General features: G+C 52.1%; 19 protein-coding genes and 5 pseudogenes. 5 read left to right on the top strand and 19 right to left on the bottom strand.

The genetic code is table 11. The features are described from left to right. Positions 1-9: 9 nt before the first annotated feature. Positions 10-945 carry an alpha/beta hydrolase gene (locus KP703_RS12630; RefSeq protein WP_252354059.1) on the bottom strand — a complete coding sequence of 312 codons (936 nt, stop codon included), beginning with the start codon at positions 943-945 and terminating at the stop codon, positions 10-12. Between the two features lie 114 nt (positions 946-1,059). Here KP703_RS12630 and KP703_RS12625 point away from each other — a divergent pair, with 114 nt between their 5' ends. Next, on the top strand, positions 1,060-1,968 hold the full coding sequence (locus KP703_RS12625; protein WP_061509411.1) for a LysR family transcriptional regulator: 909 nt from the start codon (positions 1,060-1,062) through the stop codon (positions 1,966-1,968). Between the two features lie 80 nt (positions 1,969-2,048). Here KP703_RS12625 and KP703_RS12620 read toward each other — a convergent pair whose 3' ends face one another. Then, a complete protein-coding gene (locus KP703_RS12620) occupies positions 2,049-2,864 on the bottom strand; it encodes an SDR family NAD(P)-dependent oxidoreductase (RefSeq protein WP_215755201.1) in 816 nt (271 codons plus the stop codon). Positions 2,865-2,914: 50 nt separating this feature from the next. On the opposite strand from KP703_RS12620, the gene KP703_RS12615 reads away from it, so the two are divergent. Next, entirely contained in the window at positions 2,915-3,301 is a 387-nt protein-coding gene (locus KP703_RS12615) for a helix-turn-helix domain-containing protein (protein WP_061509407.1), read from the top strand. Between the two features lie 59 nt (positions 3,302-3,360). On the opposite strand, the pseudogene KP703_RS15680 reads toward KP703_RS12615, so the two are convergent. From KP703_RS15680 to KP703_RS12595, 4 genes and pseudogenes are all read right to left on the bottom strand, one after another. Continuing rightward, positions 3,361-4,389: pseudogene (locus KP703_RS15680) on the bottom strand (hypothetical protein); the annotation flags it as partial. Between the two features lie 76 nt (positions 4,390-4,465). Then, positions 4,466-5,122, bottom strand: a complete 657-nt coding sequence (locus tag KP703_RS12605; protein WP_215755200.1) for a methionine ABC transporter permease — start codon at positions 5,120-5,122, stop codon at positions 4,466-4,468. Beyond that, on the bottom strand, positions 5,103-6,146 hold the full coding sequence (locus KP703_RS12600; protein WP_215755199.1) for a methionine ABC transporter ATP-binding protein: 1,044 nt from the start codon (positions 6,144-6,146) through the stop codon (positions 5,103-5,105). Before KP703_RS12600 ends, KP703_RS12605 begins: the two co-directional genes overlap by 20 nt. Positions 6,147-6,173: 27 nt before the next feature. Next, positions 6,174-8,630 carry a TonB-dependent siderophore receptor gene (locus tag KP703_RS12595; RefSeq protein ID WP_215755198.1) on the bottom strand — a complete coding sequence of 819 codons (2,457 nt, stop codon included), beginning with the start codon at positions 8,628-8,630 and terminating at the stop codon, positions 6,174-6,176. 189 nt (positions 8,631-8,819) lie between these two features. On the opposite strand from KP703_RS12595, the gene KP703_RS12590 reads away from it, so the two are divergent. Both KP703_RS12590 and KP703_RS12585 read left to right on the top strand, forming a co-directional pair. Then, positions 8,820-9,863 carry an isopenicillin N synthase family oxygenase gene (locus KP703_RS12590; RefSeq protein WP_215755197.1) on the top strand — a complete coding sequence of 348 codons (1,044 nt, stop codon included), beginning with the start codon at positions 8,820-8,822 and terminating at the stop codon, positions 9,861-9,863. Then, a complete protein-coding gene (locus tag KP703_RS12585) occupies positions 9,856-10,704 on the top strand; it encodes a MetQ/NlpA family ABC transporter substrate-binding protein (protein ID WP_215755196.1) in 849 nt (282 codons plus the stop codon). The genes KP703_RS12590 and KP703_RS12585 overlap by 8 nt, the downstream gene beginning before the upstream one ends. A 104-nt stretch (positions 10,705-10,808) precedes the next feature. Here the strand turns inward: KP703_RS12585 and KP703_RS15935 are convergent, their stop codons facing one another. The 12 genes and pseudogenes from KP703_RS15935 to KP703_RS12525 all read right to left on the bottom strand — a co-directional run bounded on the left by KP703_RS15935 (position 10,809) and on the right by KP703_RS12525 (position 19,951). Continuing rightward, positions 10,809-11,255 (bottom strand): DDE-type integrase/transposase/recombinase, encoded by a 447-nt coding sequence (locus KP703_RS15935; protein ID WP_215755195.1) that lies wholly within the window; start codon positions 11,253-11,255, stop codon positions 10,809-10,811. A 438-nt stretch (positions 11,256-11,693) separates the two neighbouring features. Then, positions 11,694-12,203: pseudogene (locus tag KP703_RS12575) on the bottom strand (transposase); the annotation flags it as partial. A gap of 17 nt (positions 12,204-12,220) precedes the next feature. Further along, positions 12,221-13,427, bottom strand: a pseudogene (locus KP703_RS12570) (IS256 family transposase). Between the two features lie 53 nt (positions 13,428-13,480). Beyond that, a pseudogene (locus KP703_RS12565) lies at positions 13,481-14,080 on the bottom strand (transposase); the annotation flags it as partial. Between the two features lie 159 nt (positions 14,081-14,239). Further along, positions 14,240-14,662, bottom strand: a complete 423-nt coding sequence (locus KP703_RS12560) for a hypothetical protein (protein ID WP_215755194.1) — start codon at positions 14,660-14,662, stop codon at positions 14,240-14,242. Between the two features lie 8 nt (positions 14,663-14,670). Further along, positions 14,671-15,411: an SDR family oxidoreductase gene (locus KP703_RS12555; RefSeq protein WP_215755193.1), complete on the bottom strand. Its 741-nt coding sequence runs from the start codon at positions 15,409-15,411 to the stop codon at positions 14,671-14,673. Then, a complete protein-coding gene (locus KP703_RS12550) occupies positions 15,408-16,181 on the bottom strand; it encodes an SDR family NAD(P)-dependent oxidoreductase (protein WP_215755192.1) in 774 nt (257 codons plus the stop codon). Before KP703_RS12550 ends, KP703_RS12555 begins: the two co-directional genes overlap by 4 nt. A gap of 14 nt (positions 16,182-16,195) precedes the next feature. After that, complete coding sequence (locus KP703_RS12545; RefSeq protein WP_215755191.1) at positions 16,196-17,353, bottom strand: NADH:flavin oxidoreductase; 1,158 nt, start codon at positions 17,351-17,353, stop codon at positions 16,196-16,198. After that, positions 17,350-18,435, bottom strand: coding sequence for an AfsA-related hotdog domain-containing protein (locus tag KP703_RS12540; RefSeq protein WP_215755190.1), 1,086 nt, complete (start codon positions 18,433-18,435; stop codon positions 17,350-17,352). Before KP703_RS12540 ends, KP703_RS12545 begins: the two co-directional genes overlap by 4 nt. Beyond that, positions 18,396-18,854, bottom strand: a complete 459-nt coding sequence (locus tag KP703_RS12535; RefSeq protein ID WP_215755189.1) for a DUF2867 domain-containing protein — start codon at positions 18,852-18,854, stop codon at positions 18,396-18,398. The genes KP703_RS12540 and KP703_RS12535 overlap by 40 nt, the downstream gene beginning before the upstream one ends. Beyond that, positions 18,851-19,498 (bottom strand): NAD(P)H-dependent oxidoreductase, encoded by a 648-nt coding sequence (locus KP703_RS12530; RefSeq protein ID WP_373687494.1) that lies wholly within the window; start codon positions 19,496-19,498, stop codon positions 18,851-18,853. Before KP703_RS12530 ends, KP703_RS12535 begins: the two co-directional genes overlap by 4 nt. 90 nt (positions 19,499-19,588) lie before the next feature. Beyond that, a complete protein-coding gene (locus tag KP703_RS12525; protein WP_215755188.1) occupies positions 19,589-19,951 on the bottom strand; it encodes a helix-turn-helix domain-containing protein in 363 nt (120 codons plus the stop codon). 458 nt (positions 19,952-20,409) lie between these two features. On the opposite strand from KP703_RS12525, the gene KP703_RS12520 reads away from it, so the two are divergent. After that, positions 20,410-21,423 (top strand): site-specific integrase, encoded by a 1,014-nt coding sequence (locus tag KP703_RS12520; protein WP_252354057.1) that lies wholly within the window; start codon positions 20,410-20,412, stop codon positions 21,421-21,423. A gap of 69 nt (positions 21,424-21,492) precedes the next feature. On the opposite strand, the pseudogene KP703_RS12515 reads toward KP703_RS12520, so the two are convergent. Beyond that, positions 21,493-21,606 (bottom strand): annotated as a pseudogene (locus tag KP703_RS12515) (IS5/IS1182 family transposase); the annotation flags it as partial.

Raw genomic sequence — 21,606 nt, 5'->3', positions numbered from 1 at the left:
TGAGACATCCTACGATGCTCTGGCGCGCCGATATTCCCTGGTCAAGAAATCAACAGCGTTGTCGAGCGCTTCATCAGCTTCGGGCATGAACCCCGCAAAGAGAAGCCAGACGTGGAACATGCCTGGCCACACTTCCAGTGTGGTACGAACCCGCTGTTCGGCCAGCCGCTCTGCAAGTGTCATGCCCCCGCTCAACATCACTTCGTTTTCGCCCATCAGGATCAGCGTCGGTGACAACCCGCGCAGTTCAGCAAAGATAGGGGAGACATCCGGGTCCGTAGCCAGAGTATTTCCCAAAAAAGTCCGCGCTAAAGGTGTTAGAAGATCTACGCTTGCCACAGGGTCAAGATCGTTCCGGGTTTTGGCCGAGGCTCCGGAATGCGTCAAATCAACCCATGGCGATATCGCAACACCGCCTACTGGCAACGGGACGCCTGCATCACGCGCCTTACGCATGATGGTAACAACCAGAGCACCTCCAGCGGAGTCTCCAGAAAGAGCTATGGACGATGGATCATGCCCCAGGGAGAAGAGCGCCTTATAGGCACGAAAAACGTCGTTAATGGGTGTCGGGAAAATGAATTCCGGGGCCTGCCGGTAGTCGGGCACATAAACTCTTGCCCCCAAACGCTTTGCGTAATGGCCTGTTAATCCACGATAAGCGTTCACACCGCCATGCACATAGCCACCACCATGCATGTAGAAAAGGACCCGGTCGTCGATGACGGTCTCTGGCGTTACCAGCATGGCCGGTACGCCATCCATGTCCACCGTCTCGAATGCCACACCGTCCGGAGCCGGAAGGAGAGCGGCAAGTTCCTCGACATACGTGTCGCGAGCCTGCTGCCAGGTTACCGTTCCCTTTTTTGACAGCACTTCATAGATACCACGGCCTGCGCGCTGCCATCCTTTGAGAAGTTCCTGCGTTTTCGCTGTTAGCGTCATGACCATATTCCTTCAATAACATCTACAATCGGCAGCATAATGCAGTTATTGGGGAATGATTTTCCCGTAAGCTGGGACAAAGAGGCACAGTGCGAGGGGGGCGGAGCTTTAACGATGGAACTGGCTGAAATCCGGACGCTGGAGGCCTTTATTGCCGTCGCGGACGCAGAATCGTTTGGTCAAGCAGCATCACGCCTTGGCCTGACCCGTTCCACGATTGGGAAATCCGTTGCACGGCTTGAACATTTACTTGGTGTTCGACTACTGCATCGGACAACACGACGGGTCGGATTGACTGTCGATGGTCGCGCATTTTATGAGCGTGCTCTCATCATCATCAAAGATCTGGAAGATGCGCAGAAGACTATCACGCGAACTCGCGCAGTCCCAAGCGGAACCCTGCGCATTACTATGACTGAAGCGTTTGGGCGTCAGATCGTCTTGCCTGTTCTTGCGGACTATCTCGAACAGTGGCCTGGTCTGTCCGTCGAAACCAGCTTTACGGATCGCTTCATCGATCTTGTTGAGGAAGGATTCGATCTAGCCATTCGCTTCGGACCGCCCCCGGCAAATTCAGAATTGATTTCCAGGGTGATAGCGCGCTCTTTTGGCCAACTCTGCGCAGCGCCTAGTTATCTCGAAAGCCATGGCATGCCGATGTCTCCCGAGGATCTGGCGCGCCACAAAAAGCTTGTTTTCAACACGTACCTACGGCCTCGGAGCATGTGGCAACTTACGAAGGTGCAGGGAATTCCTGAGATCATACAGGGAAGTCCGACAATGCTCTCGGACAATGCCAGTGCGCTTCTTGATGCCGCGAAAGCCGGGTTAGGCATTACATGTCTGCCCCGTTTTCTGATCCAGCCAGCCCTCGCCACAGGGCACCTTCAAATCCTTTTGCCCGAATATTCTTCGCCTGAAATACCAATTTCGGTTGTCTATCCGAGCAAACGGTATCTGACCCCCAAAGTAAGCGTCTTTATCAATCTGCTTTTACAGAGAACCGATAATCTATTGTTGTAATATACCAAAATATGGAAAGGCCTGACTTCAAGCTCCCACGATAAAATCGTTTTGATTTCAGACCGGCCTTTCCCTGATTATTACAAACCTGGAAACAGACCTCCATCCACCCGCAGATTTACGCCGGTGATATAGGCAGCCAGCGGGCTGGAGAGAAAGACTGCCGCATTCGCTATATCCTCCGGTGTTCCAACACGGCCAACAGGAACCTGCGCAAAAATCGGGAGAACACAACGCTCGATCTCAGGCCACGGCGCATCTTTCTCTGCCAGCCCTCGTTGAGCTGCCACACCCCGGAAACGACTGTCCAGGGTCACACTATGTATGGTCCCCGGCGAAATGGTATTGACCGTGACGCCATCAGAGGCCACGGCTTTGGCCATGGAGACTGTCATGGCATTCATAGCGGCCTTACATGCTGAATAGTCGGGAGATGTCGGCGGAGGCATCGTTGCTGCAAGACTGGAAATGTTGATGACACGACCCCATTTTTCCCGCTGCATCTTGGGCAAAAGGCACCTGACCATCCGCAAAGCCCCCAAAACATTGCGGTCGTAAGTCTTCATCCAGACGTCAGGTTCTGTATTTTCCCAGCTCTGAATGTCGCCACTTGATCCTCCCGCATTATTAACAAGGATACTGATTTTACCCCATATTTGCTCGGCTTGCCTGACCAGCCGTTCGACAGCATCATCACACGTAAGGTCTCCTGTAACTGTTCTGGCCTGACCGCCTTCCTGTTGGATTTTCTCAGCGACCTGTAAGGCTTCCTGTTCATTCCGCCCATGGACGATGACCCTCGCCTTTTCTCGTGCAAAAGCCTTTGCGACAGCTTCGCCAATTCCTTTGCTGCTGCCGGTTACGAGTGCTGTTTTACCGTCAAGTTGCAGATCCATAACTACTCCTTCATTGTCATGAGCCATCTGTCATCAAGGTAGCCTCGGAGATGAACGAGACAATTACGCACTTAAAAGTACCTGTAGAGGACAAAGACCGTTTGGCCTGTCTTAGTCCTGATGGAGCTGCGGCGCATGTGATCCGTACAATGAAAATGGTTCAGGGCTGTTGGAAGCTACCCATTCTCTTTCGGCTTTATGCAGCCCCTTCATTGCGCCATGCTGAGCTGAAACAGGATTTATCCGGGGTCTCGCAAAAAATGCTCACCCAGCATCTGCGGGAACTTGAAAAAGACGGCCTGATACAGAGACACGATTTCGAAGAAAAGCGACGTCACGTAGAATACCGGCTATCAGACCAGGGCCAAAATCTTATGGGCGTGTTCCTCGCCATGCGAGATTTTTCTGTAAAACATTCGGCAATGCCCAAATTTTAAGGTCTGCTTTGAGGGCGATCAATATAAAGCGTGTACGTCCGACATGAGGCGTAAGCGGACTATTTCCTTAGTTCTGAGAGTCCGAGTTCGCTCCACATCCACCCAAAATTGTAGGCGGCCATGGCTCCATGACCACCCGAGGCACGTGCGGTAGTGTTTTCGATCCCCTTCAACCAGGCCGCCACCTTTTTACGCCCTGAAACTGTCCTGACGGCCTGACGCGGCGTCATATCCCCCAGCGCCGGAACCGGCTCATCAAGCACCTGCCGATAGTGACGCTCCAGCATCTGCCCGATAATCCGGGCTTCCTCCTCGGGCGGGATCTGCAGCGCTGGCGATGCTTCCCGTCCGTGATGCTCCCGCTCTTCCATTGCCTGCGCCGGTGTCATGATCTGCGTGAGTGGAGTGCCCACGAGATCACCCAGACCAGCCTGCAGCAAGGCACGGCCACGTTCGGCACGCTCTTTCGAGTTCACCTGCAGCCGCAACTGCCGCCCATTCAGCTCCAGCGTGCCCAACACGATCGCACCATCATCCATCTCCGTGCGCAGGAACCGCCCGTTTCCATCCCGTCCAGCCTTGCGCAGGGGACCACTCGCCGGCTCTTTCAGCCAGTTCCAGAATAACCGGTTTTCAGGTCGCAGGGCCATGATCCCGTCAAGCACATCGGCGACTTTCTTCTGCGTCACGCCCTTAGCCAGCGAAAAGCAAACCTCATGCAGAACCAGATCGTCCCCGTCTCCATTGAACAGCGCGGGACCATCCATCTGCCGCGCCATATCCTCCAGCGTCCGGAACAGCCAGGTCAGCGTGAACATCGGCGCAAGCTCACGCAGCGTCTGCGTATCGACTTTCGGAAACTCCGCCTTGCCCCGCCGCTTTCGAAGCACCTTGTAAAGATTCGTCGCCAGATCCTCACAGGCACCCCGCGAATAAGCGAGCAACCCACCTGCCAGAATGGTCTTTCCATCGGATGACACGAGACGCGCAGCAATGCGGTCCCACTGCCTGAGCGTCCGGGTGGCCGTGCCTTCATGCAACATTACCGGATCACCACCCCGCAGCAGGTCACGCGCCATCATGGACTTGTAACGATTTGGTGCCGGTCAGGAGTGGCATAACGAGATAAGTGACCGGCACAAAGCTGTTACAAGTCCAAATTGATCATAGATTTCTCCTGAATTTAGCCGCTAAAAAATTTCCAAAAACTTGAACAATTATTGTAATAAATACAAGTATCCCAACTATCCAGAGCATCATGCCTGTATTGAACCTCTGATATCCATAGCGAATAGCAAGGTCGCCTAACCCGCCAGCTCCAACCACACCCGCCATGGCAGAGGCGCTGATTAGGGTGACCACTGTAACCGTCAGGCCTGAAATCAATCCGGGTAGGGCTTCTGGCAGCAGTACAGACCATACGACTTTCAGGCGCGTTGCCCCCATGGAGCGTATGGCTTCAATCAGCGCCGGGTCCACGTCTTTTAAAGACACTTCTGCAATGCGTGCAAAGTACGGAGTAGCGGTGATTGAAAGAGGCACAATCGCAGCTCCGGTTCCAAGAGCTGTTCCAACCAGAAAACGGGTGAACGGGATGAGCAGGACGAGAAGAATAATAAAGGGTACAGCTCTGGTCAGATCAATAATAAAGCCTAGCCCTTTGCGAATAACAGGTGACGGCCATAAACCGTTTGGTGCCGTTACAGTCAGAAGAAGCGCGAGTGGTAATCCAAAAATTACGGCAATGGCGGCAGAAGCAAAAACCATTTCCAGAGTTGCCAGCGTTGCCTTCAGGAACAGATCAAATACCTGATGGGACATAGCCAAGCACTTCCATTTTTTCGACGCTCTGCACAATCCAGTTCAGGGCGTTCTCATCGTTGCGAGAGAGAATAACGAGATGTGTTGCGCACGCATCGGAATAATTTTCGTTCAAATTTACTCTCAGCACGTTTGATGTAATAGAAAACTGTTCATAAAGAGCAGGAATGAGAGACGTGAATAAGGCGCTTTCTGAAACCGTCACACGCAGTGCAAGTAATCCTCCATGCGTTTTTTCGCTCTGTATAACAGATAGTCGCTGGGCCGATAGAAAGCTCTGCTCTGCTCCTTCAAAAAACTGCGTTAATGCACGCTTCTCTTTTGCGCCTGAAAAATCCTCTGTCCGTGCATCTTCGGTAATACGCCCCTGTTCTAAAACCATTACACGGCGCGCAAGACGATGGATCACATCCATTTCATGGGTGATCAGCACAATCGTGATACCAAGTTCCTGATTGATCTTGCTCAGCAAAGCAAGAATGGATGATGTTGTTTCTGGATCCAGAGCAGATGTGGCTTCATCGCACAACAGGACCGCCGGATTTGTGGCAAGTGCCCGCGCAATCCCTACCCTTTGCTTTTGTCCACCCGAAAGCTGAGAAGGATGTTTATTTTCATGTCCTTCCAGTCCGACCAGCCCTATCAGTTCCTGAATTCTTGCTGTACGCGCTGATTTGGAAAACCCTGCAATCTCAAGAGCCAGAGAAATATTACCCCACACAGTCCGGGATTTAAGCAGGTTAAAATTCTGGAAAACCATGCCAATACGCCGGCGAAGTGCTAGAAGTTCCTTTTCTTTCAACCTGCCGATTTCTTGACCTTCAATAAAAACGCCTCCCACATCCGGGGTTTCCGCGCCGTGCAGGCAGCGGAGCAGCGTTGTCTTCCCTGCCCCGGACCGTCCGATAATCCCAACAATGTCGCCTGCCTGTATGGAAAAACTCACCCCCTCCAGTACAGGGCTGCCGCCAAAAGCTTTGTAAAGCCGGTCAACTCTCAGACTATCTCTCAGACTCTCAGCCATGCGATTTCTCTGAAAACGTGACGTTGTTCATATTTTTAAATCCGCACGCAGATAGTAAAATCCGCCCTCTTCTGAAAGCTGCTGGCTAAGCGTATCGTAGAGGTTATTGTTATAATCTGCCGTAAAAGAGGGCACCCGGCTCGGGTAAGCATTTCCAATATTATTGCCACCCAACGCCAGATGAAGCTGAGGCAGCACCTGATAGCCTACCTCAAGATTGGTCACAAAGCGCGGGCGATTGATCTGATGGTAAAACTGTGTGGTGGAAAAGGCATTTGGCCCAGAGACAAACGTCAGATTTGACGTTGTGTGGCCATAGCGAATTTCATGCACGGCCACATCCCATTTCCCCAATGTCCATCGGCCGCCAAAAATAAGCTTGTTGGAGGGGTTTTCCGTCGACATCAGACTGATCTGCTGAGCATTCAGGACGGGATTGCCCTCCCCTGTCTGAGCAATATCTTTGACTTTGGTATGATTGAAATTAACGGCGGCATCCCAGTTCACCTTTCCAAACCGGCCGAAATCCGTGGCGTAACGGGCTGTGATATCAAGGCCTGTAGTACGCGTGTTGGCACCATTGGTGAAATAATTTGTACTGACTGCGGATTCATCTCCAGTAAACCCGGATGTATTCACGCCGGCAGCTGCGTAAGCCTCAATGGCGCGTGCGCCTGAAGCATATCCTCCATCAACAATCCGGTGTTTGATAGAGATCGTGTAAGCATCAACGTTGATATGAAGCCGTGGCAAAGGGTTCAGGATCATCCCGACGCTGAAATTTGTTGATGTTTCAGGACGCAACCCCGGCGAACCTAAGGCACGTGCAGCTGCAGAGTTTGCTGCAATTTGCCCCGTAGCGTAGTTCGGGCTGGAAATAAAAGCGGCAAAATTCTGCTCAGCAAGAGTAGGTGCCCGAAAGCCAGTGCTAGCTGTCCCACGGAACCCGATATATTTGTTGATATCATAACGGCTGGAAATTTTGCCGGTCCGTGCGTTCCCGACGTCATTATAATGTTCAAACCGACCAGCAATATCCACCCGCCAGCGCGAGATAATTTGCGTCGACAAATCAATATAAGCTGCGGCCACATGTCTGGCGGAATTAACCGCGTTTTCTGGCGTTTCTCCTTGGTACCCCTGTGCCCCGCTCAGATAATATGACAACGGCTCCCCCGCCCCGATTGAATAGGTGTCTCTGCGATATTCGCCCCCAAACGCAATATTCAGAGGTCTGTAGAGAAACGGCAGATCAACACCCCGCCGGATATCGAGGTTATTTGTCCATTGCTGATTGGAGTAATTGCCCAGATAAAAGCGGGACGGTGAATAACCGGTTTCTTTGTAGGCATCCGCATTGGCTGAGTTGTAATCGGCCAGCCTATCGTGGTCTCCGCCAATGGTGGAACTAAGATCCCAGTCAAAGCCGTATAATTTTTTCCCTCGAAACCCTAACGTAAAGCCATAATCATTTTCAGGCATTGTCTCCACAGGTTCAAAACCATTCGGATACATACCCTGAAGCCCGTCGGCTGCCGTCGTGCTTGGCGCGCGTAAATAGGTCCAGCGTTCAGCATCCCGATGTGTAAAGGTGCCAAACCCATAGAGTTCAACCTGATCTGTCAGATGATAGCCGAAATTCGCCTCGATTGATTCCCGTGTGACCTGCGGCTGACCAGTTGCGAGATCATTATTACGCCCGGTTCTGGGGTCAATCCCTGTCCTCTGGGTACGATCCTGATGCTTGAATTCTGCACTGATATTCACATATCCACGCTGCCCCAGAGCAAACCCCGCGTTCAGGTTTTCCCCTGTCGTAAAACCATCTCCGGCAGCATATCCGCCGTTCGTGGCTTGCATGTGCAGACCGTGACTGTTTGATTTCAGAATCACATTGATAACGCCTGCAATGGCGTCAGATCCATACTGGGCTGCGGCACCATCCTGCAGGATTTCAATGTGGTCAATGGCCGAGATTGGCAACATGTCTAAATCAACAGGCGTCGTGCCCTGCTGGGAAGATGCGTCGACAGCAATGGCTGCTGTTGTATGGCGTCTTTTTCCATTGACCAGAACCAGTGTCTGATCAGCATTCAAACCACGCAGACTCAGCGCATCCACGACTGACCCCTGATCTGATCCATTAACTTCCCGGCTGATGGACGGAGAAAGCTGGACAAGAGCCTCCCGAATATCCGTCATGCCCGTTGCTCTGAGCTGATCCCCGCCAATAATGGTGATTGGACTGACACTTCTTGCGGCGGTTTGAGACGGATCACGTGTTCCTGTCACAATCACCTGTTCAGGTTCATCAGAAGTTTCATGGTCTGATTGTGTTGTACGGAGTGTATTCTTGGCAACAGCCACCTTCTGAGAACGCGCGCCCTTATCAGAAGGGTATTGTCCACTTCCGCTCTCCGCAGCCAGAACGGTCGAAGCAGAGAGACCAAAAACAATCGGTGCCAGAATATAACCACGCATCATTATAGTGATTTCCATAAATAACTTTAACACAATTATTCCATATGGAATTGTGAGTCAAACAACGAATAATTTATGGATTTTCTATATAACGCGATTTAATATGCATTAAATGGTGCCAGTCAGAGCCTGACGCCGGTTTCGGCCACGGTCTGTCATCTGGCAAATACCGTAGCTGAAAGTGATCAACGCATGACGCGGACTGCTTATTCTCTGCCAACCATTGATCTTTCTCTCTGGGACAAAAGAGGAAAGCCCGACGAATCCTTTCTGGACTCACTGAGGCTTGCTGCCCATGAATACGGCTTTTTTTACCTGAAAGGGCATGGAATTCTCTTATCCCTGAATGCCAAACTGCTCCGGCAGGCGCAGCAGTTTTTTTCTCTGCCTTTCGAGCAGAAACAGCAGATTGCCATGATTCATTCCCCGCATTTCAGAGGGTATAATCGTGCAGGGCTGGAGCTAACGCGCGGCAGGCAGGACTGGCGTGAACAGATTGATATCGGCTCAGAAAAAGCTGCCCTGGCAGATCTTGAGAATAAGCCCGCCTATCTGCGCCTTCAGGGGCCTAATCAATGGCCTGAAGCCCTCCCTGACTTCAAAAAGACGGTTCTGGCCTGGCAGAAGCAAACTCTCAATGTGCTGCGCCAGCTTCTTGAAGCACTCTCCCTGTCTCTGGCACAGGATAAAACAGCCTTTCATCCGGTTGTGAATGACGCGCCCTATCTCCTTTTAAAGCTGATCCATTATCCGGGTTCTCAAAATAATGATGAAGGTCAGGGGGTCGGTCCGCACAAAGACAGTGATCTGCTGTCTCTCATCCTACAGGATAACGAAGGCGGCCTTGAAGTTGAACTGACGTCCGGGCAATGGCTCAAGGCTCCGCCACAGCCGGATACGTTTATCGTCAACATCGGTGAATTGCTTGAAGTCGCAACCAACGGGTATTTCAGGGCAGCCATTCATCGTGTGGTCAGTCCCCGATCGGGGCATGACAGACTCTCCGCCGCATTTTTCCTTGGTGCGCAACTGGATTCCACAATACCCATCCTGCCTTTGCCGGAATCCCTCACAAAATCCAGCATCGGGCTGACGCTGGACCCGGAAAATCCTCTTTTCTCCCAGATTGGACAAAACACCTTGAAGGGCCGCCTCAGATCGCATCCCGACGTCGCAGGCCGCCATCACAGTGACCTTCTTTCTCCGGCATTACCGAAAGTTCTTCACCATGCCTAATGTGTTCTTTCCCCGACCTTCTACAACACAGGGTCGTCGTTTTAACCGTCGTACTGTCCTGACGCTTCTGGCTGCGACACCAGTCATTCTGTCATCTGCCGCAAGAGCACAACAGTCTCGCCCGATACGGGTTGGCATCCTCTCCGGTGAGGATGAGGATATCTGGCACATTGTTCAGGAAAATGCCCGGACAGCCGGTCTGGCCATTGAGGCTATTCCGTTTTCTGAAGGAACACCAATCAATGCGGCGCTGGCGGCCGGAGATCTGGATGCGAATGCCTTCCAGCATGGTCCCTATCTTCAAGCACAAAACACGGCTCTGGGCGCACATATTGTCCCGGTCGGTAATACATATTTCGCGCCAGTCGGGTTTTATTCCAAAAAATGGACAAGCCTTTCTGCTCTGCCGCAAGGAGCAACAATTGGGGTTCCCGCGGACCCGACAAATGAAGGCAGAGCCCTGAAGCTGCTTCAATCCTTAGGTCTCTTAAAAATTGCAACCGTACCGGATGGAATGCCCACGGCGCTGGATATTGCGGAAAACCCCAAGTCTCTGACAATTAAAGAGCTGGATGATCCTGTTCTGGCGCGATCCCTCCCCGATCTGGATGCCGGGGTGGTTATTACGGAATGGGCCTATAAAGCAGGGATTGACCTCAACAAAGAGCGCCTCGCGCGCGAGAGTATGGAAAATAACCCGTACATCAATTTTATCGCGGTGAATGAGAACAATGCCCATGCACCATGGATACAGCCGCTCGTGAAAGCTTTCCAGCAACCCAATGTGCGGGAAAAACTCCTTGAAGCCTATCATGGCGCAATTATTCCATCGTGGAGTTAAATGAATAATGCACCACAAGGGGACGCAGGATGCTGAGTAGGCCATTTTGTAAGACCAGAAAAATACCACATATTGCTCACTCACTATGATTTTTATAGACACTATCAAAAATGATCCGGCGTCTCCCCTCCCCGTATTTTTTCCAGAGATCGAAAAAATCTGTCGTCCTCGCACTGCGTCACATTGAACCGCATGAAGGAAGACGCCGACTGGCTGACACTGAAGATATTTCCTGGAGCATGGCTGCCTTTGCGTCCATCCGGAAGGTGCCTGCCGATGCCTCTTCGTGAGAAGAGATCCAGCACCACAGCCAGGTAAAGCCAGCCTTCACGTGTCCAGATGTATGTTATGTCCGCTGTCCATTTCTGGTTAAGTGCTGTTGCTGAAAAATCCTGTCCCAGAAGGTTGGGTTCTATACTGTGTGTGTGCGAACTGTTAGTGGTCACTTTGAAGCGTCGTATCCTGACAACCCGGATGTCATTCTCCCGCATCAGGCGTCCCACACGACGATGCCCGGCAGAAAAGCCACGAGTTCTGAGAGCCTTGGTCATACGGGGGCGCCGGTAGCGCTGCTGGTTCTGTATATGAATAAGTCCGGATATGCACCATCAGGGCATTATCCTGCCTTCTACGGGCACAGACCGGACCCGTGCGCCAACCTCGAAAACCCCGGTCACTGACAGCAAAAATATTCAACACCACCCCAATAATGCTGGCCCAGCTTCCGGGAAAATTTTGTGCTGTAATGGCAAGGGCGGAAATATTCTGTTTGTACGCTGCAACGGCTGCCTCGTGCGGCAATGAAAATGTAAAAGAAAGCGCATAAAAAAAGACAGTTACAAAAAGAACACCAAATGGAGGGATCGAAGAACCGTTGGTTGATGCGCCTGGCTCGTGATTTCAGGGTTTTGGCGATTTGATTGACGGTTTTTGGGGTAGCTTTTGATCTGCGTTTTGAGCAGATCGGGGACTGCTCTCCCGCTGGATGACTACGCGCTCGCGTTCAACCTTTCGAGGAAGAGGAAGCGGCGCATGTTGTAGACGATATTGGCCAGCCCGATCCTCATGGTGGCCCGGGTGATACCGACAGTTCGGATGAACAATCCCGTCTGTGATTTCTGGTCGGCAAAGACGTGCTCGACGCGTGATCGGATCACGGACTTTCCAGCATTCGATTTCTGGATATGTCGGGGCATCGGCTTGAGATGCGGCTTTTTTCTGTGAACCTTTGAGACAAAACCCTCTTTGTCCATGAAGTCCTCATTCGCTTTCGAGCGATAAGCTGTATCAGCCCAAACGCTTGAGGCCGTATTGGTTTTATCTAACAGCCCCTCTCTCAATCGCGCACCATCACTGGCGGCGGCATCCGTCGTCTTCCATTTTCGGATGAACCGAAACTTCTGGTCGATGGAGACGTGGGATTTGTAACCAACGAACGGGATGGCGAGATCGCTCGACGGTATGGTTCCATCGTCCTGCCGCGAGACTGTGTAGAATTTTGTGCGGTGGCATTTTTTCAGGCCATTGAGAAACGATCATCGAACATGATGGCGAGCTGCCATCTGACAGCATACCATTCGCTCACTGAGCGCTTCCACTCTGAGGAGGTAGCATTGAGCGCCAAGTAAATCAATTTTGCTGCGGCCTCGTCACTGGGGAAGTGGCCGCGGGTGCGCACAGCACGACGGATCTTTGCGTTCAGGGCCTCAATGGCATTCGTTGTGTAAATCAGTCTGCGTACTTCCGGGGGGTAATCAAGGAACGGAATGACCTCATTCCAGGCCCTGCGCCAACTGGGTGCGATGGCCGGGTATTGTCTGGCCAGATCGCTTTCCTCAAACCTGCCGAGGGCTGCCTCGGCCTCGCTGGCGTCCACTGCCGTATAGATTGCCTTGAGAGCGGTGGCGACGGCCTTGCGGTCCTTGTAAATGACGCAGCAGGTGAACGATGCACGTCTGAATGCGGGTCCTGGGGAAAGCCGCTTCGATAGCCTGCGGAAAGCCCTTCAGCCCGTCGACGACGGCGATCAGGATATCCTGCACCCCCCGATTGCGCAGGTCACTGAGGACCTTGGCCCAGAATTTGGCTCCTTCATTTTCCTGGAACCACAGCCCCAGAATGTCCCGTGTGCCGTCAGGCAGGATCGCGAGCGCCACAAAGACGGCCTTGTTCGAGACAGCCCCGTCACTGCGGATATTGACCCGGATCGCGTCCATGAAGACGATCGGATAGCACGGTTCCAGCGGGCGGTTCTGCCAGGCGGCGACCTCCTCCATCACCGCGTCGGTAATCGCGGAAATGAGGCTCGGGGAGGCCTCAACGCCGTAGATTTCCTCGATATGCCCCTGGATCTCGCGGGTCGTCATGCCCCGGGCATACATGCTGATAATCTTGCGGTCGAACTCGGGAAAGCGACGCTGATACTTTGCGATCAGCATCGGGTCAAACGTGCCATTCCGATCCCGGGGAATATCCAGAACAACCTTGCCGCTCTCCGTGGTCACGGTCTTCTGGCTCCTGCCGTTTCTGCGATTGGGCGGCAGATTACCCTCGTCAGGTGCACCATCGGCGCATTCCTCATCAAGGTGAAGAGTCATCTCCGTGTTGAGCGCTCGCTCCGCCAGAGCCTTCGTCAATTCCGAGAGTATGCCGTTCTTGCCAAACAGGTCGCCGGGTGAACGTCCTTCCATCAGGCGGTCCAGGAGGTCTTTATCAATGCTCATGCGGGGGCTCCTCTTCGAGCAATTTATCACCACACCGCACAAAATTCAGGATAGTCCCCCTGCCGCTTCGCCTTCGTGAACTTAAGTGTCCATCGTGCATGACGATCCTTGTGCGACAGCTTTGCCGGCTTGTCCTGCCAGTCTTCGGGAATACGTCCTGCCCGGAGATCCGCTTTCTCAGCGTTCGTATTGCGCTGCTTTGGAGCAGCCACCAGTGTTGCATCCAGGATCTGGCCGGACATCGGGAGATAACCGGCGTTCCGCAGGGTCGCGTCAAATCGGTCAAACAGCCTTTCAATGGCACCCGCCTGTGTCAAACGCTCACGAAACAGCCAGACCGTTTTGGCATCCGACACGCGGTCCGACAGCCCCAATCCCAGAAAGCGCATGAACGACAGGCGGTCGTTGATCAGATACTCTGTCCGTTCATCAGACAAATTGCTCAACGTCTGGATGATCAGGATTTTGAACATCAGCACCGGATCAAACGGCGGACGTCCGCCTTTACTTCCGTCTGAATAGGCCAGAGCCAGCTCCAGATCAGGGCGGAACACCTCAAAATCCACAGTCCGGGAAAAGGCTTCCAGCTGATCGCCAAGCCCGCTCAGCCGAGCAAGACGCTCTTCAACATCAAAGAAACCAGGTTGCTTCATCTTCCACCATCCCCAATCAACGCCGAAGAAATGGAATCACACAGAACAGCTCAGAGCCAAGGGGTTTTTCGAACCCTCCAGTACGACGTTTCTCCTCAAATAGGCTGCAGATTCAAAGCAGCCCAGAGCCGCAGGTTAGAGCAAACCTGCGCTACGCGTTCAGCCGACCTTCGCCGAGCTATAGTGCCGCCGGAATGTTACCAACTCGGCGGCACCAATTACGAAGAGGACGCTTCCAAGGGCAAGCAGTATGGTCGGTGCGCCGTTCGCCACGGCTATGATCTGCATAGCTACAATGAGAAGCTTCAGTCCCCCATCTATCCAAAGGTTGGACGGTGTATAATGTAATGCACGAGCCCAAGCCCAAGCGCAAAGCGCTAGGCCGCCGATGTTAGCGAAGAAGATGCCGCCGGGATCGTCGGCCACCAAGCTCGAATTTGTGCCGAAAATCCCATCGTTCAATTGGAGTATAATTCCGTAAAGAAGTTTATACGTCCAGGGGGTTGTTAAACCGATACCTGCTATGACGTCATAGACGTAAGATATTCTGTAGATCGTTGGAGAATACGAAAAAGCGGACATATTTTTTCCTATGAGAGTAGATGGCTGAGTGATCTTATCTCGATGAACTCACCAGACTGAACGCCAAATAGCTCCGGATGAGTAGTGATTTTAATCAACTGATCTGCCCTGGATGCTGGGGATGATAAGTATCCTGGCTGTTTTGCACGCTCACGAAGTGCAGAAAGCTCCTCCAAATCAGGATTAAGATTAGGCGTGAGGATCGTTTGCCATAAGGGGGTATCGACGTTGCATAGGCCGATATTGACAATAAACATCCGTGGATATTCTTTGGCATATATATGCGCTAAGGCATTTAGTGATGCCTTGGACGCCGAATATACCGACATGCCTGCGCGAAACCGGACTGACGATATAGAAGATGATATTCCGATTTTTATCGGCCGGTCTTCTCGGGCGAGAGCGTCGAGGAGAAGCTTATTCGAAATACAGTTCACATTCATCACATGAGTGAAGTCGGTAAGCTCAAGGTTATGGCCGTGATTTGGCGTGGGTCCGAAAGTACCGGCGTTCAAATAGGCTACATCACAGTCCAATGCCTCGCTGAGCTTGCCACTGGATATAGCCCTTTCGAGTTCGTTCAAATCTGAAAGGTCTAAGTGAATATGTTTGTAGTGGGGATGGCCCATGATGATTGGGCTTTCCCGTCTGGAGAGACCAACGACGCTTTGGCCTGCCCCTAACAGTGCGATGACGATTTGCTCGCCGATTCCCGAGCTTGTCCCAGTGACAAAGATGTTCTTCGTCATAGGATTTTGCCCGCGTTGTAGCCTCCATCGGGGCTGATGACCTGGCCGGTAACGAATGAAGACTTGTCCGACAGGAGCCACTCGATCACGTTCACGATCTCGTCTGGCGTGCCGAACCGTCTCATTGCTGTCGAGTTTCGTTTCCGCTCGGTGTTTTGCGGATGAGCGGCTAGTCTCTCAGGTGTGTTCATGCCGCCTAATGTTGGGCCTGGAGCTACTGCATTGATACGAACAGGGAATAGACCACCGCTTTCAGTCGCGTATTCAAGAGCGGTAGCTCTCGTTAAGGCGTTTACCGCCGATTTGCTTGCGACGTAGGCAGCCTGCATTGGGATTGGAACGACCCCTGCGCAAGATGAAACGTTAACAATCGCTGATCCTTGCCGCCGGATCAACATCGGGAGCTGGTGCTTCATGGCGTAGAACACACCATCTAGATTTATGGATAGGACTTTTCGCCAGTCTGACACTTCTACTTTATCAAGCGAAACATATGGTGTTGTGACGCCAGCGTTGTTAACGGCGAAGTCGATCCCACCGTATTCTGCGTCAATCATTTCGAAGACGTTTGCGACATCATCAGCGTTGCTGACATCGCACCGTATGAAAGTGGCACCCGGACCACAAGCTTTCTCTGTTGCTCGCCCTTTCTCCTCACTTCTTCCTAAGAGAAGAACTGTACCTCCGGCGTCGGTGAATCGCTTGGCAACTGCTGTCCCAATGCCGCCCGAGCCGCCAGTAATAGTCAGTATCTTTCCGTTAAATGCCATGTCTTTATTTCCTGTTAATAGGCGATGTGCTTAGGTCGCGGATATTTCTTCGAAACACAGCAGTAAACGCGATCTGCTACCGGATTTGATTTGTCACGAAAGCAATTACCGTCGAAGAGGCAGCCGTCAATCTGATCTGATTTGTCAGAAAGCGTCTTAGTGATGAGATCGTTGTCTGCGAAGAGGGCTCGGCTCATACCGACCAAGTCGCATACATCATCGCCGAGCAGGTGCTCAGCTTGAGATAGGGACGCCGTGCCGCCAGCGAAAACTATTGGCACCGGCGAATACTGTGTGACCAGCCGAACGCTCGCCCGGAAGTTGTCAAGAAACGGATCGGACGGAGACAAGAGGCGGTGAAAAGAACCGCGGACACAGCCACTTAACTCGATCAGATCAACGCCTTCATCGGCGAGGCTATGGACGCACGCCGCAACATCATCCTCGCTGATACCATTATCGGCGATGTAATCGCTTACGTTCATCCTGACTGACACTGCGGTCGACGATTTCAATGTAGAGCGTAGAGCCGCGACGATCTCTCGCATGATGCGGGAACGGCCCTCTATAGAGCCGCCATATCCGTCCGTTCGGCGATTTGAGAAGGGCGAAAGAAAGCTGCTTAGGAGGTAGCCGTTACTAGCCTGTATCTGGATGCCTTGGGCCCCTGCACTTTCTGCTAGCAGCGCGCTTCTCTGAAACTGGCGGATCACATCCTTGATGTCATCCTTGGTCATCACCTTCCAAGACGGCTCTCTGGAGGCTGTTGAAGCCGGTCGACTGAATGGTGGGCCTGCGCTTGGTGAGAGCAGCGGCGCGCCTGTTAGCTTGGTCGACCCTTGTGGCCCATAGTGCTGCAATTGGACGAACGGAGCGCATCCTCGTGCTACCAAGTTATCCGTAAATTTGCAAAGCGCGTCACGTTGGGCACCTTCAGTTAAGACCAAGCCACCAGCATGCAGTCGAGATCTGTCAGAGACGCTTGAATTTGCGAGTACCGCTGCGCCCACATGTCCATCAGCGATGCCGTCATAAAAATCCGCAAGCGCATCCGTAAAGCATCCTCCTTCGTCTGCGAGGTCTAACCCCATCGAGGTGAACACGATGCGGTTCTTTAGGCGCAGCCCCGATCTGAGGGTCACCGCTGCCATCGAGCGTTCGAATGTGCTCACTGATGGATGCCAATAGGGGTCGGTTGTGGTTGTATCAGCGTGCAGTAACGCTTTATAAACTCGTTCAGCGAGGCCGTGCGCGAATTGCCGAAGTTAACATGCACTCCCTCTGTATCGAAGCGTGTGTCAGACACAGGCAGGGCGATGCAGCCGATGGTTTTAGTCGTGATGATGAGCCGATAAACGCTTTGGATCGTTGACGGACCCCTTTGCTTTATTTGTACTACTGCTCCCTTACCGCATATAGCTTGGAGCTGGACAGCTTCCACTGTGCCTTCCCTAGTCTCCAACAAGATGGGCATATCCCAATGGGGAAAGGGTGAGAACCATTGATTATCGCCTAGATCAAACCTTCGAAGGCGCTCGAAAAGTGCAATCTTCATCACTCCGCCTGTTAAGTTCACGGAACCCACCCATTTCCCGTTTTGTAAGAACTTGGCTTGAAGATCGATGTGACGCGGCGAACTCGTATACTCGTTGACGTTTTGCGTCACGATAACCGATAGTGGCAGCGAGGACTCCGTATAGTCGTCAAATCTTGCAAGAAGAGATGACATCGAGATTGATACCTGTCCTCGTTTGGTATCGTAAGCGTTATAGACATAGTGGTACATGGCCTGTCGTGCGACCTCAATCAACATCAGGCCAGGAACGTGCTCGTGCTCCTTCCGATAGAAATAGTAATGGCTTGCTGTGTTTTTCACGTCATAGACGATTGTCAGCGGCATCTTCACTTCGTCGCTCCGTAGAAGAGTCGACGGTGTGATGGCATCGGGTTTAACGGGCTTGACCTCATAGTAGCCGGGCACCGTCTGATCGTCATCCACTGATGCGACGAGATCCTCAGAAGTAGTGATTGAGTAGAGACCTGCGTTGAGAAGTGTGGACGCGCCCGACTTGCTCAAATGCACTGAAGGAATGCGTTCTGGTAGAATCAACCGAGGTCTTGCGACAAACACGTCGTCCGCATCAGACTTATGGACGATTGAAGTCGTAACGGGGGAAATATTACGTGGCATCGGTTCGCTCGCTATAAGAGGATTTAACGCTCTGACGTTAGTGCCGCCTGTTTGAGCATCCATGATGTCATTACTTTATGGATCGGCCGGACCGGCAGCATATAAAGGTGACCAACGAAGTTGTTACAATCAACCGATGCTGTGACGGACACTAAGCTCCCAACGCCATGTTCTTCTACACATATGGCGATAATGACCTTTAGATGATGATCGGTCGAAGAGAGTATTAATCTCTCTGGATAATCTTCATCTACGTCAAAGAAATCTAACTTTGTGCTAGATGGACTTGGATGGACTTGGCTAGAGAAGCCTTCAATTGGTTTGATCCCAACTATCTTGCCTAAAGCATCCCTCAGACCAAAAAGAAATCGAACTGCGGGCGGTGGTGATGCCGTCATTAAGTGATACGCCTCTCGGGCGGTCACCCGAGTAGGAAAAACCTGCCGTTGGCAATCGTCAAAGTCGGTAGCCCTGTGGCTCATGGTTTTGACGCCAAAGTAGTGCCGGGGGTTGAGTCGTGAGCTTGCATTGCCAGAGGGACGTAAAGTTGTTCGGCCTCGCGGATCATGTCAGCATAGAGCTGGCGTTTCGTTCTAAATGAGCGAGCAAGATGCTCCATTGCCTTATCACATTGCTTGTCAAGCTCGTTTTGGGGAATGAACAAACTGCGATAGATCGCGAAAGGCGGAAGATAAACTCCGCCAACATACCTGATGGATTGCTCGATTGGTCTTAGCAATTCATCAAGTGTGTAATTATTGAAACCTGCTGCATGATAAGCATGCTCCGGGGCACCTATCGTGGTGAAGACAATAAATTCCTTGCCGACCAGCTTGTCACCGCCTGCAGCATAGGCGAAACCGGGTAGGAAGACGTCCTCCATCCACTGCTTCATTATTGCCGGGTAGCTGTACCAGTAGAAAGGAAATGACAGAATTATCCGGTCGGCGTCGACAAGTAATTGCTGTTCGGCGGCAACATCGAACTTACCTTGAGTTACTCGATCACAAAGCGATATGCAGGCGGCGCCAATCTTTTCGGCACGTGAGATCATGGAGTTTTGATAGCGCGAGGTGGCAGGGCTGGGATGACCGCCAACTAACAACAGACGCTTTTGTCCTGACACTGATATATCCTTGCAACGAAATGTATAACCGAAAAGATAAGCGTCCGGAATTGATGCAGTCAATTACTAACATTTTTGAGACCATACCTCTTAGAGAGAGATCTCTATGTATTCCTCACCCCACCGTTTTAAATCAATCAATATCGGTAGTAAGCTTTCACCGACAGATGTCAGTGAATATCCGACCCTCAGAGGAACTTGTTGATAAACAACCCGCTTTATCAAATTGCTGCTTTCAAGCTCGCGTAGCTCTCGTGCAAGCACGGGTTGTGATATTTCCTCTAAATTCTTCAAAATCTCCGAAAAGCGTAACTCGCGTTCGGCAATAAGGTAGATAATCCTCTTTTTCCACTTGCCTCGAATGAGTTGAAGGGCGAACTCAACCGGGCATCCCCTATGTGTCGCCGATGGAGATACAGCTTCCAGTGAGATATTTACGCCGTTCGCTTTCATTGCTTTCTGTTCCTTATTGCGTGTTTTACTGTAGTTTGGTGGGATCGGTTGTCTTACTGACGGTACATATTTTCAGCGTTTCTTGGAACAAGGTGTTAGATGCTTTGTTGCACAATTTATTGATTAGGATTGGTGAGATATTTAATCATCTATTCTTTACTTGACAAGAAGGGGAAGAGGATTTGAGAGCAGTAAACCGATGAATAATGGCGACACGGACGTCAACCTCTGCGATCTGACGGTCGGAATCGCGTGCCCTCAGATACTATCTTCTCTCACACGCTGCTGGATAGCATCGCACAGACACGAAACTGCTTGAGCAGAACAGTTGTTCGGAGACTTTCAAGCATAGGACAATAACTGCATTTTTTGAGTAGGGGGCTGGCAAGCTCACCCAAGACAGTTAAACAATATGAGATATGCTTGACTCTATCCTCCTGACTGGCTCTTGGCCCGTTTTGCGCCTGCGTGTTCTCGAACAGGTGGACCGTCTCACTCGGCAGCGTCTGGCTCAATCCGACGTAACGGTCGACGTCCTGCGCACCATTCTCTCTACTGCCCACTTCCCCCCTCCCCTTCCCGTGTTCATTGCAGGCAGCACGCTGCCTGACGGTAGCTTTCTGCCCGATACCGAACTGCCCCAGTGCGCCGAACATGCTGCCAACGCACTGAAGCTCCTTGAAGACCCCTCCTTCTCTCTGCCCAATGGCTACCGTCACGAAATGGCACTTGTGATCGATCGACAGCGCTTGGCGTTTGTCGCGTCTCTTGTCTCGTTGGAGCAGGAGAAAATAGCATCTGCCCCTCCTAGACAAGACAAAGTTCGTTCTATCTCAGCTCCGCCACCTATTGGACAGGATCCAGCCAATGTCGCACGTTGGTTCACGGCTTTGGTCGAAGCTGAGGTTCCTAAATATGACGGCCAACTAGAGACATCACAGGAAGCTGTCGTCGCGTTCGTTCAGCTAGGAAAAGCGGCGAATACCCGCCGCGCCTATCGCTCAGCCATCCGGGGCTGGTGTGTTTGGGCGGCACGTCATAACCTCCCCGCCTTGCCTGCACGGAGTGAAGACGTTGCCACCTATCTTGCGGATCTCGCTTTGCGCGGACGTAAGCCGGCCACTATCGAACTCCACCGGGCAGCGCTGCGCTATCTTCATCACATCGCCCACCTTCCCATTCCAACGACACACGCGCTCGTCTCCGAGACGCTGGCAGGTATTCATCGCTCTCCGACGAAAACGCCACCACGTCAGGTCAAAGGTTTGACATGGGAGATGGTCTGCGAGGTTGTTGATACGATCCCGATGACCTCGCTGGTTGATGCTCGTGATCGCGCCATTATCCTCGTTGGCTATGGTGGAGCGCTACGACGCTCCGAGTTGGCGGCGATCCAGCTCGAACACGTGGAGGGATCGAAGAACCGTTGGTTGATGCGCCTGGCTCGTGATTTCAGGGTTTTGGCGATTTGATTGACGGTTTTTGGGGTAGCTTTTGATCTGCGTTTTGAGCAGATCGGGGACTGCCCTCCCGCTGGATGACTACGCGCTCGCGTTCAACCTTTCGAGGAAGAGGAAGCGGCGCATGTTGTAGACGATATTGGCCAGCCCGATCCTCATGGTGGCCCGGGTGATACCGACAGTTCGGATGAACAA

It is taken from the genome of Acetobacter sp. P5B1 (genome assembly GCF_018811985.1).
GTDB classification, from domain to species: domain Bacteria; phylum Pseudomonadota; class Alphaproteobacteria; order Acetobacterales; family Acetobacteraceae; genus Acetobacter; species Acetobacter cerevisiae.
The sequence above is the reverse complement of the archived record's forward strand: the minus strand, read 5'-3'. Positions and strand labels throughout refer to the sequence as shown.